Origin of the sequence: Pseudonocardia sp. Ae505_Ps2 (assembly GCF_001932425.1) — a bacterium.
GTDB lineage: Bacteria > Actinomycetota > Actinomycetes > Mycobacteriales > Pseudonocardiaceae > Pseudonocardia.
In genome coordinates, this window is record NZ_MCIP01000001.1 from 2,782,899 (window position 1) to 2,803,362 (window position 20,464).

23 protein-coding genes and 1 tRNA gene are annotated in these 20,464 nt (G+C 75.0%); 9 read left to right on the forward strand and 15 right to left on the reverse strand.

The features are described from left to right. Positions 1-399 (reverse strand): carboxymuconolactone decarboxylase family protein, encoded by a 399-nt coding sequence (locus tag Ae505Ps2_RS13385; RefSeq protein ID WP_020624061.1) that lies wholly within the window; start codon positions 397-399, stop codon positions 1-3. Between the two features lie 129 nt (positions 400-528). On the opposite strand from Ae505Ps2_RS13385, the gene Ae505Ps2_RS13390 reads away from it, so the two are divergent. After that, positions 529-1,242 carry a TVP38/TMEM64 family protein gene (locus tag Ae505Ps2_RS13390; protein ID WP_075554228.1) on the forward strand — a complete coding sequence of 238 codons (714 nt, stop codon included), beginning with the start codon at positions 529-531 and terminating at the stop codon, positions 1,240-1,242. 18 nt (positions 1,243-1,260) lie between these two features. On the opposite strand, the gene Ae505Ps2_RS13395 is transcribed toward Ae505Ps2_RS13390, so the two are convergent. The 3 genes from Ae505Ps2_RS13395 to bcp all read right to left on the reverse strand — a co-directional run bounded on the left by Ae505Ps2_RS13395 (position 1,261) and on the right by bcp (position 2,487). Then, positions 1,261-1,334 (reverse strand) — tRNA-Leu (locus Ae505Ps2_RS13395). Further along, on the reverse strand, positions 1,334-1,984 hold the full coding sequence (locus Ae505Ps2_RS13400) for an HNH endonuclease (protein WP_075307917.1): 651 nt from the start codon (positions 1,982-1,984) through the stop codon (positions 1,334-1,336). The genes Ae505Ps2_RS13395 and Ae505Ps2_RS13400 overlap by 1 nt, the downstream gene beginning before the upstream one ends. A 35-nt stretch (positions 1,985-2,019) precedes the next feature. Beyond that, entirely contained in the window at positions 2,020-2,487 is a 468-nt protein-coding gene (gene bcp / locus Ae505Ps2_RS13405; RefSeq protein WP_060714385.1) for a thioredoxin-dependent thiol peroxidase, read from the reverse strand. A gap of 275 nt (positions 2,488-2,762) precedes the next feature. Between bcp and Ae505Ps2_RS13410 the strand changes: the two genes are divergently transcribed. Further along, positions 2,763-2,984, forward strand: a complete 222-nt coding sequence (locus Ae505Ps2_RS13410) for a DUF3618 domain-containing protein (RefSeq protein WP_043278533.1) — start codon at positions 2,763-2,765, stop codon at positions 2,982-2,984. Between the two features lie 53 nt (positions 2,985-3,037). On the opposite strand, the gene Ae505Ps2_RS13415 is transcribed toward Ae505Ps2_RS13410, so the two are convergent. The 4 genes from Ae505Ps2_RS13415 to Ae505Ps2_RS13430 form a co-directional block, all read right to left on the reverse strand. Beyond that, a complete protein-coding gene (locus tag Ae505Ps2_RS13415; protein ID WP_020624057.1) occupies positions 3,038-4,255 on the reverse strand; it encodes an FAD-dependent oxidoreductase in 1,218 nt (405 codons plus the stop codon). Positions 4,256-4,345: 90 nt separating this feature from the next. Further along, on the reverse strand, positions 4,346-5,122 hold the full coding sequence (locus Ae505Ps2_RS13420; protein WP_020624056.1) for a SigB/SigF/SigG family RNA polymerase sigma factor: 777 nt from the start codon (positions 5,120-5,122) through the stop codon (positions 4,346-4,348). 1 nt (position 5,123) lies between these two features. Then, on the reverse strand, positions 5,124-5,555 hold the full coding sequence (locus Ae505Ps2_RS13425; RefSeq protein ID WP_020624055.1) for an ATP-binding protein: 432 nt from the start codon (positions 5,553-5,555) through the stop codon (positions 5,124-5,126). Positions 5,556-5,638: 83 nt separating this feature from the next. Further along, positions 5,639-6,067 carry an STAS domain-containing protein gene (locus tag Ae505Ps2_RS13430; protein WP_158071457.1) on the reverse strand — a complete coding sequence of 143 codons (429 nt, stop codon included), beginning with the start codon at positions 6,065-6,067 and terminating at the stop codon, positions 5,639-5,641. A 215-nt stretch (positions 6,068-6,282) separates the two neighbouring features. Here Ae505Ps2_RS13430 and Ae505Ps2_RS13440 point away from each other — a divergent pair, with 215 nt between their 5' ends. The 4 genes from Ae505Ps2_RS13440 to Ae505Ps2_RS13455 all read left to right on the forward strand — a co-directional run bounded on the left by Ae505Ps2_RS13440 (position 6,283) and on the right by Ae505Ps2_RS13455 (position 10,401). After that, complete coding sequence (locus tag Ae505Ps2_RS13440; protein ID WP_139320173.1) at positions 6,283-8,580, forward strand: GAF domain-containing SpoIIE family protein phosphatase; 2,298 nt, start codon at positions 6,283-6,285, stop codon at positions 8,578-8,580. A 293-nt stretch (positions 8,581-8,873) separates the two neighbouring features. Beyond that, the gene (locus tag Ae505Ps2_RS13445) at positions 8,874-9,131 is read left to right on the forward strand and encodes a hypothetical protein (protein ID WP_139320174.1); all 258 of its coding nucleotides are present in this window, start codon (positions 8,874-8,876) and stop codon (positions 9,129-9,131) included. Positions 9,132-9,207: 76 nt separating this feature from the next. Further along, a complete protein-coding gene (locus tag Ae505Ps2_RS13450; protein WP_075553651.1) occupies positions 9,208-10,032 on the forward strand; it encodes a transposase family protein in 825 nt (274 codons plus the stop codon). 39 nt (positions 10,033-10,071) lie between these two features. Then, the gene (locus Ae505Ps2_RS13455; protein WP_075553669.1) at positions 10,072-10,401 is read left to right on the forward strand and encodes a hypothetical protein; all 330 of its coding nucleotides are present in this window, start codon (positions 10,072-10,074) and stop codon (positions 10,399-10,401) included. 94 nt (positions 10,402-10,495) lie between these two features. On the opposite strand, the gene Ae505Ps2_RS13460 is transcribed toward Ae505Ps2_RS13455, so the two are convergent. The 3 genes from Ae505Ps2_RS13460 to Ae505Ps2_RS13470 all read right to left on the reverse strand — a co-directional run bounded on the left by Ae505Ps2_RS13460 (position 10,496) and on the right by Ae505Ps2_RS13470 (position 12,487). Continuing rightward, on the reverse strand, positions 10,496-10,822 hold the full coding sequence (locus Ae505Ps2_RS13460) for a WhiB family transcriptional regulator (protein ID WP_060710891.1): 327 nt from the start codon (positions 10,820-10,822) through the stop codon (positions 10,496-10,498). A gap of 256 nt (positions 10,823-11,078) precedes the next feature. After that, positions 11,079-11,492: an STAS domain-containing protein gene (locus tag Ae505Ps2_RS13465; RefSeq protein ID WP_075307913.1), complete on the reverse strand. Its 414-nt coding sequence runs from the start codon at positions 11,490-11,492 to the stop codon at positions 11,079-11,081. A gap of 104 nt (positions 11,493-11,596) precedes the next feature. After that, positions 11,597-12,487 (reverse strand): hypothetical protein, encoded by an 891-nt coding sequence (locus tag Ae505Ps2_RS13470; protein ID WP_075307911.1) that lies wholly within the window; start codon positions 12,485-12,487, stop codon positions 11,597-11,599. A gap of 313 nt (positions 12,488-12,800) precedes the next feature. Between Ae505Ps2_RS13470 and Ae505Ps2_RS13475 the strand changes: the two genes are divergently transcribed. Continuing rightward, positions 12,801-13,847 (forward strand): PLP-dependent cysteine synthase family protein, encoded by a 1,047-nt coding sequence (locus Ae505Ps2_RS13475; protein WP_205015926.1) that lies wholly within the window; start codon positions 12,801-12,803, stop codon positions 13,845-13,847. A gap of 19 nt (positions 13,848-13,866) precedes the next feature. Here the strand turns inward: Ae505Ps2_RS13475 and Ae505Ps2_RS13480 are convergent, their stop codons facing one another. Both Ae505Ps2_RS13480 and Ae505Ps2_RS13485 read right to left on the reverse strand, forming a co-directional pair. After that, entirely contained in the window at positions 13,867-15,120 is a 1,254-nt protein-coding gene (locus tag Ae505Ps2_RS13480) for an amidase family protein (protein ID WP_075307909.1), read from the reverse strand. Between the two features lie 141 nt (positions 15,121-15,261). Further along, positions 15,262-15,654, reverse strand: coding sequence for an STAS domain-containing protein (locus Ae505Ps2_RS13485; RefSeq protein ID WP_043280132.1), 393 nt, complete (start codon positions 15,652-15,654; stop codon positions 15,262-15,264). 255 nt (positions 15,655-15,909) lie between these two features. On the opposite strand from Ae505Ps2_RS13485, the gene Ae505Ps2_RS13490 reads away from it, so the two are divergent. Beyond that, entirely contained in the window at positions 15,910-16,389 is a 480-nt protein-coding gene (locus Ae505Ps2_RS13490) for an acyl-CoA thioesterase (protein WP_020625583.1), read from the forward strand. 84 nt (positions 16,390-16,473) lie between these two features. Here the strand turns inward: Ae505Ps2_RS13490 and Ae505Ps2_RS13495 are convergent, their stop codons facing one another. Next, positions 16,474-17,916: a glycosyltransferase family 2 protein gene (locus tag Ae505Ps2_RS13495; RefSeq protein ID WP_075307908.1), complete on the reverse strand. Its 1,443-nt coding sequence runs from the start codon at positions 17,914-17,916 to the stop codon at positions 16,474-16,476. A 406-nt stretch (positions 17,917-18,322) separates the two neighbouring features. Between Ae505Ps2_RS13495 and Ae505Ps2_RS13500 the strand changes: the two genes are divergently transcribed. Next, positions 18,323-19,615 carry a competence/damage-inducible protein A gene (locus tag Ae505Ps2_RS13500; RefSeq protein WP_075553670.1) on the forward strand — a complete coding sequence of 431 codons (1,293 nt, stop codon included), beginning with the start codon at positions 18,323-18,325 and terminating at the stop codon, positions 19,613-19,615. A 67-nt stretch (positions 19,616-19,682) separates the two neighbouring features. On the opposite strand, the gene Ae505Ps2_RS13505 is transcribed toward Ae505Ps2_RS13500, so the two are convergent. Then, positions 19,683-20,282: a superoxide dismutase gene (locus Ae505Ps2_RS13505; protein WP_075307905.1), complete on the reverse strand. Its 600-nt coding sequence runs from the start codon at positions 20,280-20,282 to the stop codon at positions 19,683-19,685. Positions 20,283-20,464: the final 182 nt, after the last annotated feature.

Sequence of the window (20,464 nt, forward strand, 5' to 3'; positions counted from 1 at the left end):
CTACTCGGGGGCGGGCTCGGCCAGGACGCGCTGCGCGATCCGGAACGCCGAGTTCGCCGCCGGGACCCCGCAGTAGATCGCGGTCTGCAGGATGATCTCGACGATCTCGTCGGTGGTCAGGCCGTTGCGCCGGGCCGCCCGTACGTGCAGCTCGAACTCCTCCCAGTGCCCGTGCGCGACCAGTGCGGTCAGCGTCACCGCCGAGCGCATCCGGCGCTCCAGCCCGGGACGGGTCCAGATCTCGTTCCACGCGTAGCGGGTGATCAGCTTCTGGAAGTCCGCGGTCGTGTCGTCGACGCGGCCCAGCGCCGCGTCGACGTAGTCCTGGCCGAGGACCTCGCGGCGCACGGCCAGCCCGTCGGCGTCCAGTTCGGCGGGATCGATACCCGAGTCGCTCATGGTCGGCAGCCTCTCACGGCCCATCCCCACGGCACGCCGGCCGAGGTCGCCCGACGACCGGCGGCGGGGACCGGCCGGTGCGGCGACGCGGCCGACGGCACCGGCGCGGGGCTCGGTACCGTGACGTCCGTGCGGTGGTGGCGGTTTCTGCTGGGCTGCCTCGGGCTGGTGCTCGCGGCCGTACTCGTCGTACTCGTGGCCCGGTCGCTGGGCCTGTCCGCGTTCCCCCGGTTCGGTGAGCTGCGCCGGGCCGTCGAGTCGGCAGGGCTCTGGGGCCCGGTCGTGTTCGTCCTGCTCCAGGTCGCGCTCAACGTCCCGCCCTTCCCCCGGACGGTGTTCACCGTGTCCGCCGGGGTGCTGTTCGGTGCCGTCGGCGGGGCCGCGCTGACCCTGTTCGCGACCGCACTGTCCGCGGTCGTGGCGTTCGCGCTCGTCCGTGCCACCGGCGGGGGGCTCGTCGCCCGCTACGCGCGCCACCCGCGCGCGGTGTGGGTGCGCCGCAGGCTCGACCACCACGGCGTGCTGGCGGTGACGTCGCTGCGGCTGATCCCGATGGTGCCGTTCGCGGTGCTCAACTACCTGTCCGGTCTGTCCCAGGTGCGGTTCTGGCCCTACCTGGTCGGCACCGTGATCGGGTCGGCGCCGAGCACCATCGCCGTCGTGGCCCTCGGCGACGCGGTGACCGGGCACGTGCCGCCCGCGCTGCTACTGGTGTCGGGGATCTGCGCGGTGCTCGGGCTCGGCGGGGTGCTGCTCGCCGCCCGCCGGCCGCTGCCCGACGAGCCCGAGGGCGTCGCGCCCGGGGGTGCCGGGCCGACCGGGACCGCGCCGCCCGCCGGGTGAGGCGGGCGACGCGACGCGTGCCGGCGGCGGGATTCGAACCCGCACTTGCACGGACCTAAACCGTGTCTCTCTGCCAGTTGGAGTACGCCGGCTAGTTCTTTCGGCCGCACCAGGTGTCGGTGAGGGCGTGGCAGTTCGCGCACAGGATACGAAGGTTCTCGAGCCGGTTGTCGGTGTGGTCGCCGTTGACGTGGTCGAGCTGGAGTGGGACGGGCCGTCCCCGCCACTCGGTCAGGCCACACTCCTCGCACCGGGCGGCCTTCAGCCCCTCCGCGACGAGCCGCCGGCGCAGGGTCGCGCTGCTGCGGTAGCTCGAGCCGCGGACCAGGATGTCCGCCAGCGGACGGGCCCGCCGCCCCGGGAAGGTCCGGCCCCGGGCCCAGGAACGGCCCGTGAAGTGCGTCGTGTCGAGCTCGAGCGCCCGGATGTGCGCGACCACCGCCCGGAACATCCCGCCGCTGGGCTCGTACCCGAGCCGCCGGAGCACGGCGTACACGCTGACCTCCGCCTCGACGGCCGCCCGCAGCGCCTCGTCGGTGTAGCGCCGGCGGTGGTTGCGGTGCCCGGGGTCGAGCGCCCCCGGGATGTGGCTCGCGTCCACGCCGGTCCGGGCGATGTGCGCCCGTAGCTGGTCGTACCGGCCGGGCCGGATCCCGAGGCGGTGGCACACCTCGCTCAGCCGCTGCGACGCCGCCACCGCGGCGACCAGCTCCTCGTCGGTCCACCGGCGGGCGCGGGGCACGCCCGCTCACCCCGCGCCCGCCGGCCGGGCCGGCATCAGACCTTCCAGTCCCGGCGGAGCTTCGCCACGTGCCCGGTCGCCTTCACGTTGTACTGCGCGTCGACGATCGTGCCGTCCTCGCCGACCAGGAAGGTCGACCGGATCACGCCGGTGACGGTCTTGCCGTAGAGCTTCTTCTCCCCGAAGGCGCCCCAGGCGGTGAGGACCTCGCGGTCGGGGTCGGACAGCAGCGGGAAGGTCAGCTTCTCGTTGTCGCGGAAGGTCGCGAGCTTGGCGGGCTTGTCCGGGGAGATGCCCAGCACGTCGATGCCCGCCTCGTTCAGCTCGGCGAGGTTGTCGCGGAAGTCGCAGGCCTCCTTCGTGCAGCCCGGGGTGCTCGCCGCCGGGTAGAAGTAGACGACGACCTTGCGGCCGCGGTAGTCGGCCAGGGAGACGGGCGTGCCGTCGGCGTCGTCGAGGGTGAAGTCGGGGGCGGGGTCGCCCGCCTGCAGCCGTGTGCTCATGTCGATCAGCGTGCCACCCGCCGGCCGCGGCGCCGCCACGAGTGTGGTGCCTGTGGACGTACCGGCCGGTTGTGGACGGATGCGACACCGACGACCGTCGGGCGCACCCGATCGGCGGCGCGCCGGTGGCCGGGCGCGCGGTCCGCCCCCGTCGGTGGCTACGGTGTGTCCCACGCCGCTCGCGGTGCCCGGACAGAGCTGTCGGGGCAGCGTCGGGCGCGAGCAGCAGGAGTCCCGGACGCGGACGCGTACCGGCCGAACCGGAGGTGGACGTGGTGGCCCGCGACCCCGAGAACATCCAGCGCGAGATCGAGAAGACCCGGGACGCGCTGGCCGAGAGTCTGGACGCCCTGGCGGACCGGGCGAACCCGAAGAACCTCATCGAGGGCGGCAAGGCGCAGCTCGCCGAGCGGCTCGCCGACCCGAAGGTCAAGTACTCGCTCATCGCGGTCGGCGCGCTGGTCGGACTGGCGATCGTCCGCTCGATCTTCCGCTAGACCGCCTGCACGTCACGCCCGGCCGGTGCACGAACCGGCCGGGCGTCGGTGTGTCAGGACAGCGAGTCGCGCAGCTCCAGCACCGCGGCGCGGTCGGCGCCCTCGGCCAGTGGACGGCGGTAGCGGGCGACGAGCCGGGCCGCGCCGAACCCGGCGACGGCGACGAGGTCGTCGCCGCGCAGGTAGCCGAGCACCGTGCCCTTCACCGGGCCGTCGCCGAGACCCTCGCCGTGCAACGGCAGCAGCGAGTCCGCGCGGTCCGGCCACCCCACGAGCTGGATCTTCATGCCGAACTGGTCGGACCAGAAGAACGGCACCGCGGCGGGCGGCAGGTCGGTGCCGGTGATGTCCGCGGCGACCGCGGCGGCCTGGTCGCTCGCCGAGGTCCAGTGCTCCAGCCGGGTGCGCTCGCCGGTGTCCGGGTCGGTCCAGGCGGCGGCGTCGCCCGCCGCCCACACCCCGGGCAGCCCGTCGACCCGGCCCCGGTGGTCGCACGGGATCCCGGCGGAGACGTCGACGCCGGTGGCCTCCAGCCAGCCCAGGTCGAGCATCCCTCCGACGCCGACGACGATCTCGTCGGCCGTCACCGTCGACCCGTCGGAGAGGGTGGCACCCGAGGACGTCAGCTCCGACACCGCCACCCCGGTGCGCAGGTCGACCCCGGCGTCGACCATCAGCCGGGCCACCACCGCACCGGCCTGCTCGCCCAGCAGCCGCGCCATCGGCACCGTGCCGGTCTCGACGACGGTGACAGCGACACCCCGGTCCCGGGCGGTGCTCGCCACCTCGGCCCCGATGAACCCGGCACCGACCACGAGCAGCGACGACGCCGAGGCGAGCGCGTCGCGCAGCCGTTCGGCCTCGTCGACGGCGCGCAGCAGGTGCGCGGAGTCCGGCTGGCCGTCGAGCAACCGGGAGGTGACCCCCACGGCGAGGACGACGGCGTCGGCGTGCAGCACGGTGCCGTCGTCGAGCTCGACCTCGGAGCCGTCGGCCGGGCCCTCACCGGGCCGCAGGGCGACCGCGGAGCGGCCGAGATGGGTGCGCGCGCCGAGCTCGGCGAGGTCCTCGGCGGTGCACAGGTCGATCTTGGTGCGTTCCCACGCCCCGGCGAGGAACTGCTTCGACAGCGGGGGGCGGTCGTAGGGGAGGTGCTCCTCGGCCCCCACCAGGCTGATCCGGCCCTCGTAGCCGTCCCGGCGCAGGTTCTCCACCGTCCGCAGCCCGGCCAGCCCTGCGCCGACCACCAGCACGTGTTCCGGCACGCTCATCTCCTACCTCCCCGCTCCGGGGCCGGACGGTGCGCCGGTCCCGTCCCGATCTTCGCGGACGGCGTGCGACGCGGCCGCGCGGCCCGGCCGTCAGAAGGTGCGGTCGTCCGGGTCGAGCCGGTTGCGCAGCCGCGACAGGGTCTGTGCGAGCAGCCGGGAGACGTGCATCTGGGAGATGCCGACCTCCTGGGCGATCTGGGTCTGTGTGCGGTTGCCGAAGAACCGGAGCATCACGATCGTCCGCTCCCGTGGCGCGAGCTCGGCGAGCAGCGGGCGCAGCGACTCGCGGTAGTCGACCCGGTCGAGCTCGGCGTCGGCGTCGCCGACCAGCTCGCCCACGGTCGCACTGCCGTCCTCCGACGACAGCATCTCGTCGAGCGAAGAGCTGCGGTAGGCCTCGGCGGCCTCCAGGCCCTCCAGCACCTCGCCGACGGGCAGGTCGAGGTACTCCGCGAGCTCCGAGGGCCGGGGCGCGCGACCGAGGGTCTGGGACAGCTCGGACACCGCGCCGTTGATCGACACGTGCATGTCCTTGAGCCGTCGCGGTACCCGCATCGACCAGCTCTGGTCCCGGAAGTGCCGGCGCACCTCACCGGAGATCGTGGGCACGGCGAAGGAGAAGAACTCGCCGCCCTTCTCCGGGTCGAACCGGTCGATGGCGTTGATCAGCCCGACCGTCGCGACCTGCACGAGGTCGTCGAGGGGCTCGCCGCGGTGGTTGAACCGGCGGGCGATGTGCTGGGCGACGGGCAGGTAGCCGGTGACGAGCTGCTCGCGCAGCCGCTCCCGGCGGGGATCACCGTCGTCGAGGCCCGCGTACTGCTCGAGCAGCGGGGTGAGGTGGGCGTACTGGGGGTCCACCGTCACGTCACAGTCCGTGACCTGCGAGCTTGTGCAGCCGGATGGTGAGGGCGGGGCGGCCGCCGTCCTCCTCACCGGTCTCGACGGCGACGTGGTCGGCCAGGGTCTGCAGGACCCGCCAGCCGAAGCTGTCGGTGGGCAGCTGCGCGCCGCTGCCGGTCTCGACCCGGGCGGTGACCTCGATGCGCTCGTCGGACACGGCGAAGGTGCACCGCAGCGGCGTGCCGGGAGTGGCCATCGCGACGAGCGTCGCACACGCCTCGTCGACGGCCATCCGCAGATCGGAGACCGCGTCCAGGTCGAAGTCCGCGCGCGCGGCGAGGTCGGAGGCCACCGCGCGGACCGTGGGGATCAACGCGGGCCGCGCGGCGACCCGGATCTCGACGGTGTTGTCGGTGCCGGCGGGGTGCGCCGTGCCTGCCACGTCCTCCTGGGCCACGCTGACGAGTCCTTTCGTACGACGGGGGGGTGTCGGGCCGGATCATGTCGCCTCCGGCGGGGATGTGCAGACCGGGTGCCCGCTCAGGCGCCGGGAATGCCTTCCTGATCGGGCAGGACGGTGAACAGCTGGGCGGAGCCGGTGACCTCGAGCGGCCGGAGCACGGCCCGGTTGGTGGCGACGACGAACAGCCGCCGTCCGTCCCGGGCGGCCCGACGGGCGGTGTGGATGAGCACGCCCAGGCCGCTGGAGGCGAGGAACGTGACGCCCTCCAGGTCGACGGCGAGGTCGCGGCCGTCGCCGTCGGGCGGGAGGTTCAGCAGCTCGTCGAGGGCCGTCTCGAGACGCGGCGCGGTCAGGGTGTCGACCTCGCCACGCACGGTGAGCACGGTCAGGCCACTGCGCGGTGAGGACAGGCGGACCCCGAGGTGGGCGGAGTCGGCGGGGTCCAGCTCGGCGTCGCCGTCCCCCCGGGACGGTTGCGCCGGCGCGGATCCGGGCAGGGTGATCACCTCCGTGTCGGGCGCCGGGCGGCGCGGAAGCGTGGTGGAGCGCCGCCGTGCTCTCGACGGGCAGATGCCTTCTCGCATCGCGACGACGCACCGGGGGTGCGGCGGAGCCTTCCTGGCCCGCACCGGTCCGGTCCACCCACGACAGGAGACCGGGACCGACGATACCGGCCGGGCTCGGTGCGCCCGGCACGGCGCCTGCCCTTAGGCTCGCCAGGGTGACGCGGTATCCCGATCTCGGTTCCGACACCCCCGCCGGCCCGCCCGGCGACGCGGTGGACCGGGCCGTCGACCAGGCGGTCGCGACCTCGGTGGAGTCCTTCGGTGAGCAGCCGAGCACCCCCGCGATGCCGTACGTGCGCGGCGGGACCCAGGTGGCCGTCCTGATGATCGACATCGCGGACCGCCGGATCGTCTACGCCAACACCACCGCGCTGGAGCTGGCCGGCGACCGCCCGGTGCGGCTGCCGATCGGGGTCCGCGAGTGGAGCGAGTCCGTGCGGCTGACCGATCTGGACGGCCGGCCCTACACCGACGAGGGGTCACCGCTGTCCCGCATCGCCGCGGGCGACGCGGTGTCCGGCGAGCCGGTGGCACTGCACGGACCGGGCCTGATGCCCGACCGCGACGGCGTCCCGGTCCCGGGTGAGGGCGCGACGGCCAGCAGCACGCTGGTCTGGGTGACCGGGTTCGCGCTGTCGGACCCCGGCGCCCAGGGACAGGGCGCGTTCGCCCAGCCCTCGACCACCGGGCCCGGCCGGGCGCTGGCCGTGCTGCTGCCGCTGTCGGACTCCGAGGTCGGCCAGGGCGGGGACCGGGACCGGATGGGGTTCCTGCGCGACCGCGCCGTGCTGGCCACCGAGATGTCGTTCACGATCTCCGACCCGCAGCGTGAGGACGACCCGCTGGCCTGGGTGAACCCGTCGTTCGAGCGGCTGACGGGCTATCCGCTCGACGAGGTCGTCGGGCGCAACTGCCGGTTCCTGCAGGGGCCCAACACCGACCGGTCCGCGGTCCGCCGGCTGCGCGAGGCGCTGCGGGAACAGCGGCCGATCACCGAGGTGCTGCTCAACTACCGCCGCGACGGCACCGCGTTCTGGAACCAGGTGTCCGTCTCGCCGGTGCACGACGGCGACGGCGAGCTGGTCAACTTCGTCGGGGTGCAGAGCGACGTCACCGAACGGGTCGTCGTCGAGCAGGAGCGGCGGGCGGCGCTGGCCGACGCCGAGGCGGCGCGGGCCCAGCTGCGGCTGCTCGCCGAGGCGACCACCCAGATGACCTCGGCGCTCGACGTGGCCGACGCCTGCCGTCGGTTCTCCCGGATCGTGGTGCCGGAGCTGGCCGACCTGTGCACGGTGGACCTGCTCGACACCCCCAACGGGGCCAGCCGCGAGCGGATGGCCGTCGCGGCCCGCGATGCCGACGACGAGGCGCTGCTGTCGCGGTCCGGTCCGCTGGGGGCCGTGCGGATCGAGCAGCAGGCCGAGACCGCGGTGCGGACCGGCAAGCCCTACCTGGTGCAGGAGCTGCCCGACGACGGACGCGAGGTCCATCCGGACGACCCGGAGGCGGCCGACGCCTACGAGCGGCTGCGGCTCCGCTCGGCGATGGTCGTCCCGCTGCTCGGCCGCGGCCGGGTGCTCGGCCTGGTGACGCTGTCCACCCAGTTTCCCTACGGCCGTCGCTGGACCCAGCGCGACGTGCACCTGGCCTCGGACCTGGCGGGCCGCGCCGGGCTGGCCGTCGACAACGCCCGGCTCTACGAGGTGGAGCGGGCCGCGGCGGCGACCCTGCAGCACAGCCTGCTCCCGGCGTTGCCGCAGGTCCCGGGGATGCGGGTCGCGGCCCGCTACCTGGTGGGCGCGGACGGCAACCAGGTCGGCGGGGACTGGTACGACGTGCTGCCGATGCCGGACGGCTCTGTCGGTGCCGCGGTGGGCGACGTGGTGGGCCACGACCTGTCGGCGGCGGCCGCGATGGGGCAGCTGCGCGGTGTGCTGCGTTCCTATGCCTGGGGCGGCGACGCGCCAGGGCCGGTGCTCGACCGCTGCGACCAGCTGGTGCAGGGCCTGGACATCGCCGCGATGGCGACCGCGGTCTACGCCCGGTTCGGCCCGGCGGGCCCCGACGGCGCGCGCGAGCTGACCTACGCCAACGCCGGGCACCCGGCGCCGCTGCTGCGCGATCCGCAGGGCCGGCTGCACCGGCTCGACGCGCACCACTCGCCGATGCTCGGGGCGGTGCCGGAGTTCGGGCGGGCCACCGGGGCGCACCGCGACGGGGCCACCGTGCCGTGTGCGGCGGGGTCGCTGCTGGTCTTCTACACCGACGGCCTGACCGACATCGTCGGGGAGGACGCCGACGCCCGCACCGAGCTCATCGAACGCACCGTGGAGCAGCTGCCGTCCGACGCGGACCCGGAGCGGGTCGTCGAGCGGGTGCTCGAGGTGTGCCTGCCGGACCGGCTCGACGACGACATCGCGCTGCTCGCGATCCGCCTGGACCGCCCCGCCTGACGTACCGCCCTGACCGGCCGCCCTGACCGGCCGGCGCCGTTCGACCGTCCGGCCCCTCCGTACTACCGGTGGGCGGGCCGAGGTCACGGCGGAGTTGCGGTCGGGGCCGTCCGGGGGTTCGGGACAGGGGGTCGTCTCCCGCTCGTGGAACGGGTGACCCCACTCGTCCGTCCGGGTGGGTAATCGGCGATCGATCGGGGGACCCGGGCGTTGTACTGGACGGACGAGGACGTGCGGGATCGACGGGGGCGAGCGTGGGGCAGGGGACGACGCGACCGCGGAGGCTGGTCGCCGTGGCGCTGACCGCTGCGGAGTCGGAGAGGGCGGGGGGACCGCTCGCGGCGCTCTCCGGCGCGGCGGGGGAGACCGACCTGCTGGTGGTGCGGGACGACCCGGCCCCCGTCCGGCGTCCGCTGACACCGGCGCAGGCGCGGGAGCTGCTGGCGGCCGAGGACGACCTCGATGACGACACCCAGGACGGCACTGGGGACGGCACTGAGGTGTTCTCAGTAGCGGGGTGGCAGGTCGTGGCGACACGCCGAGGGTGGTGAGATGAGCGGGAACGGGGCAGGACCCCGGTAGATCGGTTCGGTCCAGCACAGATCGACACCGTCACCGAGGTCCTGCATGTCTGATCCTGTCACCTACACCGCTGTCCTCCCGATCGGGGAGCGCACCGTGGCCTATCTGGCGCGGCTCCTGGTCCTTCAACGCCGTCGACGTGGCACCCGGCGGCGGGCGTTGACCCCGTTCGCCCAGGCAGTGCTGGTGATCCGCTGGTTCTGTGATGCTACCCGGGTCCGATGTTCGGCCGGTGACAACGCGATCAGCACTGCAACGGCCTACCGTTACCTGCACGAAGGCATCGACGTCCTCGCCGCGGCCGCACCCGGCCTGCACGGAGCCCTGCTCGCCGCCCGCACAGCCGGGCCCACCCACGTGAATCTCGACGGCACCCTGATCGCCACCGACCGGTGCCGCGCGCTCGGCCTCACCCCCGGGGTCGACCTGTGGTGGTCGGGCAAGCACCGCCGCCACGGCGGGAACATCCAGGTCCTCACCGCACCTGATGGATGGCCGCTATGGACCAGCGACGTGCGGCCGGGCCGCGAGCACGACACCCGCTGCGCCCGTACCCACCCCGGGCTGCTCGAGGGCCTGGCCGCGTTCACCGACGACACCCACGCCGCGCTGGGCGACCTCGGCTACGAAGGCGAAGCCGACCGGCTCACCGTGCCCATCAAACTCGCCCCCGGCCGCGGGCAGACGGTCAACCAGCGCACCGTCAACACCCTGCACTCAGCCCTTCGTGCTCTGGCCGAACGCGGAAACGCCCTGCTCAAGACCACCTTCGCCGCGTTGCGGCGAGTCACGCTATGTCCCTGGCGCACCGGCGCGATCATCGCAGCTGCGCTCGTACTACTCCACACCGAGTACGACCGCACGACATGATCAACCCGCTACTGAGAACACCTCACTGAGGCCGCGCCGGTGGTGATGCTGCCGGTCGAGCGGGTGCGGGTGCACCGCCTCGGGCTGCGCTGGGCGGTGCAGGACGGCGACGAGGCGGACCTCGTCGCGGCGCTCTCGGAGCTGGTCGGGTTCGACCCCGACGACGACACCTGGTGCGTGGCCCCGGCCGCCGCCGGACCGGTGTCCGACCCCGAGATCGAGGTGGTCCGTCGCGCGGTGCGCCGCGTCGCGCGGGTCTACGGCCTTCCGGTGCTGCCCTACCGACCCGCGGGCCCCGTCGCGGAGGACATCACCGAGGACATCACCCGGGACATCACCGGGCCGGAGGCCCTGCCCTCCGCGGTGTGACGCCCGGAGATGTGGCAGAACGTCCGGGCAGCAGGACGGCCCGCCCGATGCCCGGGCGGGCCGTGCCGGATCGGTGAGCCGTCGAGCAATGCCGTCAGACGACGGCGGCGAGGCCCGGGCCCTGCTCGGCGACGATGCGCTCGGCGTCGCGGCGCTCGATGATGGCGCGACGCTCGGACTCGCCCAGCCCGCCCCACACGCCGAACGGCTCACGGCTGGCCAGCGCGAAGCGGCGGCACTCCTGCAGCACGGGACAACCCCGGCAGACCTGCTTCGCGCGCTCGGTGCGACGCGACCGGGAGGGGTTGCGCTCGCCGTCGGGGTGGAAGAACACGGCGCTGTCCATGCCGCGGCACGCGCCCAGTCGCTGCCACTGCCACACGTCGTCCATCGGGCCGGGAAGCCGGGAAACGTCGCTCACGTGCTCACCTCGTCGCTCGGGGCCCGGGCGGACCGGGTTGGCTCCCCAACCCGGTTCCCGAGGGGGTCCGAGATCAAACCTGCGGGGTGGCGGGACCGGTGCCGGTGATCGGCCGCGTGCGGCCCCCGGGGGCGGGCGGTCGATCGGACCGACCGCCATCACCCCTGTTCACGACACCACCCCGCACCTGCGCGCTGCGACCGGCACGCCGGTATCGGGCGGAATCGGACCGACGATGTGTGACTCACGTCACCTGTCAGGAGGCCAGTGCGGCCTGCACGTCGTCGTGGATGTCGAACAGATGGTGCAGCCCGGCGATGCCGATCGGGCGCAGGACACGCCGCTCGGTGCACGCCAGACGCAGCTCGACGCCGGCCCGGTGGGCCTGCTCGCGCAGCTCGATCAGGGCCGCCAGTCCGGACGTGCCGAGGAAACGGACCCCGTCGAGGTCCAGCACGACCAGCGAGGACACCGAGATCTGCTCGGCCACCGAGTGCCGCAGCTCCGGCGCGGTCAGCATGTCCAGCTCGCCGGTCACCGCGACGACGACCGTCCCGTCCGCGGGCCGGGTGGTCTCCAGTCGCAGCCCGTCGCAGCTGTCGGTGACATCGGGTGACGCCGTGCCCGAGCCGTCGCTGGTGCCGGCGCCGGGTGGACGGGGGTCGGTCATTGGGTCGACGGTAGGCACCGCGGCACGGCGTCGCCACTCGGAGCCCGCTCGGTGCCCGCACGGTGCCGGCGACGCGTCCCGTCGGGCGACCGCACCGTCCAGGCTCAGGACGTCCGCTGCGCGCTGCCCTCGGAACCGGCGGCGGAGGAGGCGGGGGCTGCGGCCGGTGACGGCTCGGCGTCCCGCTGCTCCGGCAGCACCACCGCCGGGAGCGCGGCGGCCTCGTCCCGGTCCGCGACGGCGTCGGCGGCGACGGCGTCGGGGACCTCGTCCGGCCCGGCGGTCTCCCCGGTGCGCAGCGCGTGCGCCGGGCCGCCCACCGGGCGCCGGACCCGCTCGCCCTGGTCGGCGCCCCGGGAGGCGCGGGCGGGCGCGTCGAGCCTGCCCAGCTCGGCCCCCGGCATCGCGTGCAGCCGGGCGATCTCGTCGCGCACCGACGAGCGCAGGCCGGACACGTGCGCGTGCATCGACGCCGCGGTGTCCGCGACGAGCTCGCTGTCCCGCCGTGCGGCCGCCCCGGCCGCGCGCAGCCGGTCGACCTCCGCGCGGGCCTCGTCGACCATCCGGGCGGCCTCGTCGCGGGCGGCGTCCACCAGCTGCGCGGCCTCGACCTCCGCGCCGCGCCGCCGCATCGCGGCCTCGTGCTCGGCCATCCGGAGCACCTTGTCCGCGCGCATGCCGAAGGTCTCCGCGGGCCGGGAGCGGGCCTCCTCCAGCGTGGCGGCGAGCGCGTCGGCCCGGCGCTCGGCGGTGTCGCGCGCGTGCTCGGCCGCGGCGAGACGGACCATCAGGTCCTCGACGATGTGCTCGACGGTGCGGGCACCGTCGCCGCCGCGCGGGCTGCGCTGCGGCAGTCCGGCGGCCGTGGTCCCCGGGGGCGCGGCCTCGGGAACGCGCCCGGTCGGGGGCGTCGCGTCCCCGGGCCGGGTCGCCTCGTCGTCGCGCACGTCCTCGGCCGTCACCTCGGCACCGGTCTCCGTGACACCGTCGGTCACCTCGTCGCACTCCCCGGGCAGATGTTCACGGTGCGTCAGTCTCCGGCTCCGTGACGCACCCCGACAGCCCCCGTTCGGCGGACGGCGCCGGCGCGGCGGTCGACGGTGTGTGACGTGCGCGATCACGGAGCCCCGATGCGGGCACGGGGGCGCGGAGGGCGGCGCGGGGCGGGCCGCGCGGGCACGACGTGACCCGGATCGGCGCCGTGGCCGAGGGAGCGGGCCGGGCCGGCTCCGAGGCCGATCTAGGGTCGGGGGCGTGCACCCCGTCGACCGTTCCTGTGCCCGTACCCGCGCCTGGGTCGACGAGGCGATGCGCCGCGTCCAGGCCGACGCGAACCGTTCCGCCGACACCCACCTCCACGTGCTGGACCTGCCCGCCGAGTGGGGTGTGCAGGTCTACCTCAAGGACGAGTCCGTGCACCCCACCGGCAGCCTCAAGCACCGGCTGGCCCGGTCGCTGTTCCTCTACGCGCTCGCGTCGGGCTGGATCACCGACGGCACCACGGTCGTCGAGGCCAGCTCCGGGTCGACGGCGGTCTCCGAGGCCTACTTCGCCCGGCTGATCGGGGTGCCGTTCGTGGCGGTCATGCCTCGCTCGACCAGCCCGGAGAAGATCGCGCTGATCGAGCGGGAGGGCGGGCGCTGCCACTTCGTCGACCACGGCGGTGAGGTCTACGCCGAGGCCGAGCGGCTCGCCGCGGCCACCGGCGGGCACTACCTCGACCAGTTCACCTACGCCGAGCGTGCCACCGACTGGCGCGGCAACAACAACATCGCCGAGTCGATCCTGGCCCAGCTCGCCGAGGAGCCGCACCCGGTGCCGGAGTGGATCGTCGTCGGCGCCGGGACCGGGGGCACCTCGGCGACGATCGGCCGCTACCTGCGTTACCGGCGGCTCGCGACCCGGCTGGCCGTCGTCGACCCGGAGGGCTCGGCGTTCCTGCCCGGCTGGACGGCGGGGGACCCGTCGTACGCGACGGGTGCGGCGTCGCGGATCGAGGGGATCGGGCGGCCCCGGATGGAGCCGAGCTTCGTCCCGTCGGTGATCGACCGGATGGTCCCGGTCCCCGACGCCGCCAGCGTCGCCGCGGCCCGCCACCTGCGCGACCGCACCGGCCGGTGGGCCGGCGGGTCGACCGGCACCAACCTGTGGGGCGTCTACCAGGTCGTCGCCGAGATGCTGCGTGCCGGACGGTCGGGCAGCGTCGTGACCCTGCTGTGCGACGGCGGCGAGCGCTACCGGCACAGCTACTACGACGACGCCTGGGTCGCCGCCCAGGGGATGGACCTGGCGCCCTACACGGCGACCCTCGACCGGTTCGTCGCGACCGGGGTCTGGTCCCCGCCCGCTGACTGAGCGGCTCCGCCGGGCCGGGTCAGCCCTCGGCGAGCAGGGCGGCGGTCGCGAGCAGCCGTCGCTCCGACCCGGGCCGCCCCACGAGCTGCACGCAGCCGTGCTCCCCGGGCCGGTGCACCGGCGCGACCAGCGACGGCAGCCCGGCCAGGTTCCACGCCGCCACCCCGGTGGATCCGGCACCGGACGCCCCGGGCGGGGCGGGCAGCAGGCCGGCCTCGGCGCCGGCGTCGTCGAGCCAGGCGACCATCCGCTGCCGCCACGACGCGGGCGTCGCGGGACGCAGGCCGCCCAGGCGCCGGACGCGGCGGCCGCGCCGGACGAGGCTGCGGGCGCTGCGCGGCAGCTCGGCCGGGTCGAGGCCGAGGTCCTCCACCCGGCGGGCGAGCCCGGCCTGCCGGCGGCGGGCCGAGTGGACGACCAGCACGGCCCGGTACGGCGGGTCGGCGGCGACGAGGCCCAGCCCGGCGTCCTGCAGCAGCGTGATCGCCGTGTGCACCGCGGACGCCGCGTCCGGCCCGGCGAGCCGGGTGCGTCCGGTCCGCAGCGACGCGGCCAGGGAGGAGACGGGCGTCGCGCCGGACCCGGGGCCGGGACCGGTCGGGGCGGTGAGCCGCAGCACCGACGACGGCGCGGCCGGCCCCCCGGTGCCGCGGGAGAGGGCGTCGAGCACCACGGTGAGGTCCTCCGCGCACCCGGCGATCAGGGTCGGCTCGGCCAGCCCGCACCAGCGGCGCTCGGCGGCGTCGGGCAGCGGGAGCACCCGGCGGCCCGGCTTGAGCGCGGCGATCCCGTGGGCGGCGGCGGCGCAGCGCAGGGTCCCGTCGCCGTCCACGCCGATCCCGAGCGGGACGACACCGGAGGCGACCACGGTCGCGGTGGCCCGGCCGCCCGGGGTGCCGTCGAGGCCCACCTCGTGCTCGGCTGTCCGCGCCCGCCCGGCGACGAGCGCGCCCGCGGCCCGCAGCCTGCGCACGACCTCGTCCCCGCGACCCGCGACGGAGATGCCGTCCTCGACCACCACCGGGACCCCCGCCAGCGGCAGGGCGAACCGGTCGGTGCGCCGGTCGAGCGCCGCGGCGGCCGCGCGCAGCGGTCCGGCGTCCACCACGAGCCCGGCGCCCACGGGTACCGCGTCGTCGAGGGCGGCGAGGAGCCGCTCGGCGACGGTGGCCGCGCTCAGCCGTCCCTCGCGCACCGCGGCCGCGAGCCCCGACACACCGGACGGGCCGTCTCCCGAGGTGGGGGACGGCTCGTCCAGGTGCAGAGTGCTCATCGCGGTGGGGCTCGTCGTCCCGGTCGTCGGAGGGAGTGGTCGGGGAAAAGGACGGGAATCGCACCCGCCCGGCCGAGATGCTCGGCCACGTCGGCGTCGAGGACCGCGGGCGCCACCGGGCACCCGTGGACCCCCGGGGCATCAGGCCGTGCGGAGTGCCTCCGGCACACCGTCGGCCACGTCGAACAGGGACATCAGGTTGGTCGCCTCGAGCGCCCGGGTGACGGCGTGCGACCCGCAGACCAGCCGCAGCCGGCTGCCGGCGTTCTCCGCCTTCTCCTTGCCCTCGACGAGCGCCGCCAGCCCGGCCGACCCGAGGAACGTGACCCGGGTCAGGTCCACCACCAGCAGGCTCGCGGAGCCGATCCGCTCGGCGAGGCGTTCGCTCAGCACGGGCGCCGTCATCGTGTCGATCTCGCCGTGCACACCGACGACGACGGCGCCGTCACCGTGCTCGGTCACCTCGAAGCGGACGACCTCGCCGACGTCGGGGCCCTGGTCTCCCCCCACCCCGGTGGGCGTCTCACTGCTCATGTGTCGTGCTCCCTCGCGAGTCGTCGCCGTCGGCGCCGTCGACGTGCTCGTGGTCCGGTCCCGGACACGCCGTCGACTTCACCGTGAGTGACAACCGGCCGCCGTTGCTTGACGTGCCGCTCGTGCTGCCTCCGCACCAGCCTAGTCAGCGCGGTCACCCACCCTACGACCGCGGTCGGCGGTGGCACAAACGTTCCGCGACGTGGTCCGGTGCGTCGGCGGGGGTGGTCCGGCCCGGCTGGCAGGGTGGCCACCATGAGCGTCGAGATGCCTCCGCCGTTCGGGGTCCGGATCGGTGTCCGCAGCTATGAGATGGACGTGAACGGGCACGTCAACCACGCCGTCTACCACCAGTACGGCGAGCACGCCCGGATGGAGCACTTCCGTGCGGCCGGGTTGTCCCAGCACGCGCTCGGGGCGCACGGCCTGACGATCGTGCTGCTGTCGACGACGGCGCACTTCCGGGCCGAGCTGCGCGCCGGCGACGAGCTGTGGATCGACTCGGCGATCGCGTTCACGACCCGCAAGCCGTTCACGATGCGTCACCGGATCGTCCGGGAGACCGCGGCCGACGGGGCCCGGACGGACGATCTCGCGGCCGAGGTGGAGTGCACCCTCGGGGTGCTCGACACGACGACGCGACGCCTGGTCGCCGACCCGCACGGCCGGCTCGTGGCCGCGGCGTCGGACCCGGCCCTGCTGGGGCCGGGCCCGGAGGCCACGACGCCGTCGTGACGGCGGGGGCGCGCCCTCGCGGCGGGGGCGTCGAGGTGCCGGAGGCTCCGTGGCGGGGTGCCGCCGGCGCCGGCCCGAGACGGCTCAGCCGCGCCGGGCGGGGTCCGCGCCGTACGGGCCGCCGGTGCGGGCGGGGACGGGCCGGTACCCACCGCTGTCCTGCGGACGGGGTGCGGCGGCCGGACGGCCCCCGGTGCCCTCGGCCCCGGACGGAGCGACCGCGGGATACCCGCCGGTGCCGTGCGGCCGGGTGGGCGTGACGGCCCGGTGGCCGCCGGTCGCGAGGATCTTGTGCGGGGCGGTGGTCCCGGCCCGGGCCGGGCCGACGAGCGGCGGCACCGCTCCGCCGGCCCGTCGCACCGCGCGGCGCGACCGGAGGTAGGCGCGCGGGCCGGTCAGCAGTCCCCGGTTGCGCGTCTGGTCGGCGTCGGCGGGCATCGCCACGCCGGCGCCGGCCTCGCGGTCGGAGATGTGGCGCAGCCGGGCGACCGCGGCGGGGAGTCGGCGCAGTGCGACCGACCGGCCCTGCGGGGACAGCGCCACCTTGGCCAGGAAGCTGCCCAGCCCGACGGCGTAGCCCTCCATCTGCTTGCGCAGGGCGGCCTGGTCGGGGCGGTGGTGGTGCCACAGGTAGGCGCCGGGTGCGTAGCCCAGGACGTGGCCGGCGAGGATCATGCGGACGAGGAACTCGCAGTCCTCGCCGCCGTGGGTGGGGGTGCCGGGGCCCATGGCCTCGTCGAAGCCGCCGACGGCGCGGGCGGCGCTTGCGCGGACGGCGAGGTTGGCGCCGATGCCGAACAGGTCGGGGGCGAAGGGGAAGATCGGGGAGTCCGCGGGGGGTTCGGCGAGGGTGAACCGGCGGGGGGTGAAGCCCTTGTTCCAGGCCAGGGCGACGTCGGCGGCGCGTTCCTCGGGGCTGGCGAGGCGGGCGGCCAGGACGGGGCCGGAGACGCAGGCGAGTTCGGGGTCGGCGGCGAAGGCGCCGGCGATGCGGGAGGCCCAGGCGGGGTCGACCTCGGTGTCGTCGTCGGTGAAGGCGACGATCTCGGTGCGGGCCTCGGCAAGTCCGCGGTTGCGCCCGACCGAGGCCCCGCGGCGCGGCTCGCGGACGTAGCGGACCCGTGGGGACCCGGCCGCGGCGACGGCATCGCGGGTGAGCTCGTCCGGCGGATCGTTGTCGACGACGACGACCGACAATGCCGGGTGGTCCGAGGCGAGGACCGCGCGCAAGCAGCGGGCCAGCGACTCGGGGCGGTTGCGCGTCGCGATCACCACCGTCACCGGGTCGCTCGCCACCGGTGCCGGGGTCACCTCCTCGGGCGGCCCCAGGGTGATCAGCGCGGATCGCAGCTCTGCGATCGTGGCCCGTCCGCCACGCAGCGGCACGGTCACCTGACCCTGTGGAGTGCCCCCGACGGTGACGAGCAGACGGGCGGCGTGGAAGCCCGGGTCGACCCGCAGATCACGCAGCGGCCCGAGCCGGTCCAGTTCACCCACCCAGGTCGCGGCGTCGTTCGGCGCAGACATCGCTGACATGGGTCACAGTGTCGGGTATGCGAGCTGTGCTCACACTGAGAGTGCGCGGTTGCCGGATTTCGGACACTGTGCGTGTGCGCGGTCGCGGAGTTCACCGGATGCGGTGCGACGGACGGCGTCGGCGCAGGTCGGAGCCGTGGCGCCCGATCATGCGCCGTACGGGTGATGACGGCGGCCGCGCAGCGCGGTTGCCCACGGCGGTGCCGGGGCGCGACGAGCGGCAGTGGTGCTGCGACGACACGCCGTGGAAGCCCGGTTTCGGGCGTGTCGCGCCTCTCTCATCACCCGAACGGGCGCGAAGTCCACACCGGACGATCCCCCGACGCCCCGGACCAGCACCGATGGTGAGCTCGCGCGGGACGGGGTGCGGGTGTCCGGGCGCGGGTAGGTTCGGATCATGAGCGAGTCCCGCCCCACCGCCTCGGTCCTGGTCACCGGGAGCGAGCTGCTGACCGGCCACGTCGCCGACGCCAACGGCCCCTTCGTCGCCCGCTCCCTCGGCGAGCTCGGCTTCGCCGTCTCGCGGGTCCTGCTGGTGGGGGACCGCACCGAGGACCTGCGCTCGGCCCTGGAGTTCGTCGCCTCCGACGATCTCGTCGTCACCTCGGGCGGGCTCGGACCGACCGCCGACGACCTCACGGCCGAGGTCGTCGCCGAGTTCGCGGGAGCGGAGATGGAGGTCGACACCGCGCTGCAGGGTCGGATCCATGACCGGGTCGCCGGATGGGCGAGCCGCGCCGGCTGGGCCGGCCCCGCGCTCGACGCGGCGACGGCCAAGCAGGCCAGGGTCCCGCGCGGGGCGAGCGTCCTCGAACCGGTCGGGACCGCGCCGGGGCTGGCCGTGACGCGGCCGGGCGGGCCGCTCGTCGTCGTGCTCCCGGGGCCGCCGCGGGAGCTGCAGGGCATGTGGCCCGCCGCGTTGGAGTCGGCCCCGGTCGCTGAGCTGCTGACCCGGGTACCCCGCGCGGAGGCGACGTTGCTGCGCTTCGCGGGGCTGCCGGAGTCCGAGATCGCCGAGACGCTGCGCGTCCTGGAGACCGAGCTCGACGTGTCCGGCGTGGAGGTGACCACCTGCCTGCGTCGCTCGGAGCTGAAGGTCGACCTGCACCCGCTGCCCGGGGCCGAGCCGGCGGCCCGCGAGCTGGCCGCGCGGATCGTCGACCGGCACCGCCGCGCGCTCATCAGCGACGACGGCAGCACCACCGACGAGCTGCTCGCCGCGGCGCTGGGCGCGAAGGGCTGGACGGTCGCGACCGGCGAGTCCTGCACCGGTGGGCTGCTCGCCGGGCGGCTGGTCGACCGGGCCGGGTCGTCGGCCTACGTCGCCGGGGGCGTGGTCGCCTACTCGAACGAGGCGAAGACCGCGCTGCTCGACGTCCCCGCCGCGCTCATCGAGGCGCACGGGGCGGTGTCGCCGGAGGTCGCGCGGGCACTGGCGGACGGTGCGCGGGCGCGGTTCGGGGCGGACGTCGGCGTCGGGATCACCGGCGTCGCGGGCCCCGGTGGCGGTACCGAGGCCAAGCCCGTCGGCTACGTCTGCTTCTGCGTGACCACCGCCGACGGCCAGGTCATCGCGCGCGACCCGCAGCTGCCCGGCGGGCGGGCCGACGTGCGCGAGCGCTCGGTCGACCTGGCCATGCACCTGCTGCTGCGCGCCACCGGCGGCACGGGGCCGGGCGCGCACCGCTGAGCGCACCCTCTGTGCACGACGCCCCGCCCGGGGGACCCGGACGGGGCGCTGCGCTGTGCGGGGAGGCTCAGCCCTTCGCGGCGGCGAAGCGCTGGGCGGCGTCGGCCCAGTTGACGACGTTCCACCAGGCCTTGACGTAGTCGGGCTTCACGTTCTTGTACTGCAGGTAGAAGGCGTGTTCCCACATGTCGAGCAGGACGATCGGGGTCTGTCCGGCGGGGAGCTGGGACTGCTGGTCGTAGAGCTGGTGGATCAGCAGGCGGTCGCCGAGCTGGTCGTAGCCGAGGATGGCCCAGCCGGAGCCCTGGATGGTGGTGGCGGCGGCGGTGAAGTGGGCCTGGAATCCGTCGAAGGAGCCGAAGTCCTCGTCGATGGCGGCGGCGAGGTCGCCGGTGGGCTTGTCGCCGCCGTCGGGGGAGAGGTTGTTCCAGAAGGCGGAGTGGTTGACGTGGCCGCCGAGGTTGAACGCGAGGGTCTTCTCGAGTCCGACGATGGCGCCGAAGTCGTTGCGGTCCCGGGCCTCGGCGAGCTTGTCGAGGGTGGTGTTGAGGCCCTGGACGTAGGTGTTGTGGTGCTTGGAGTGGTGCAGCTCCATGATCTCGGGCGCGATGTGCGGGGCGAGCGCGGAGTAGTCGTAGGGCAGGTCCGGAAGCGTGTACTCGGCCATGGTCCTCTCCTGGGTCGGGAACGCGCGGCGGTGTGCCACGCGGATTCACTTGCCACTATGTAGCAACTGCCGACTACCCGCGACCGGCCACGCGCACGCGTGGACGGATCGATCCGCCACATGTACTCTGCTGCAAGTCACTTGCAGGAATGCCGGTGACGCGGTGGAGATCGTTCTGGCAG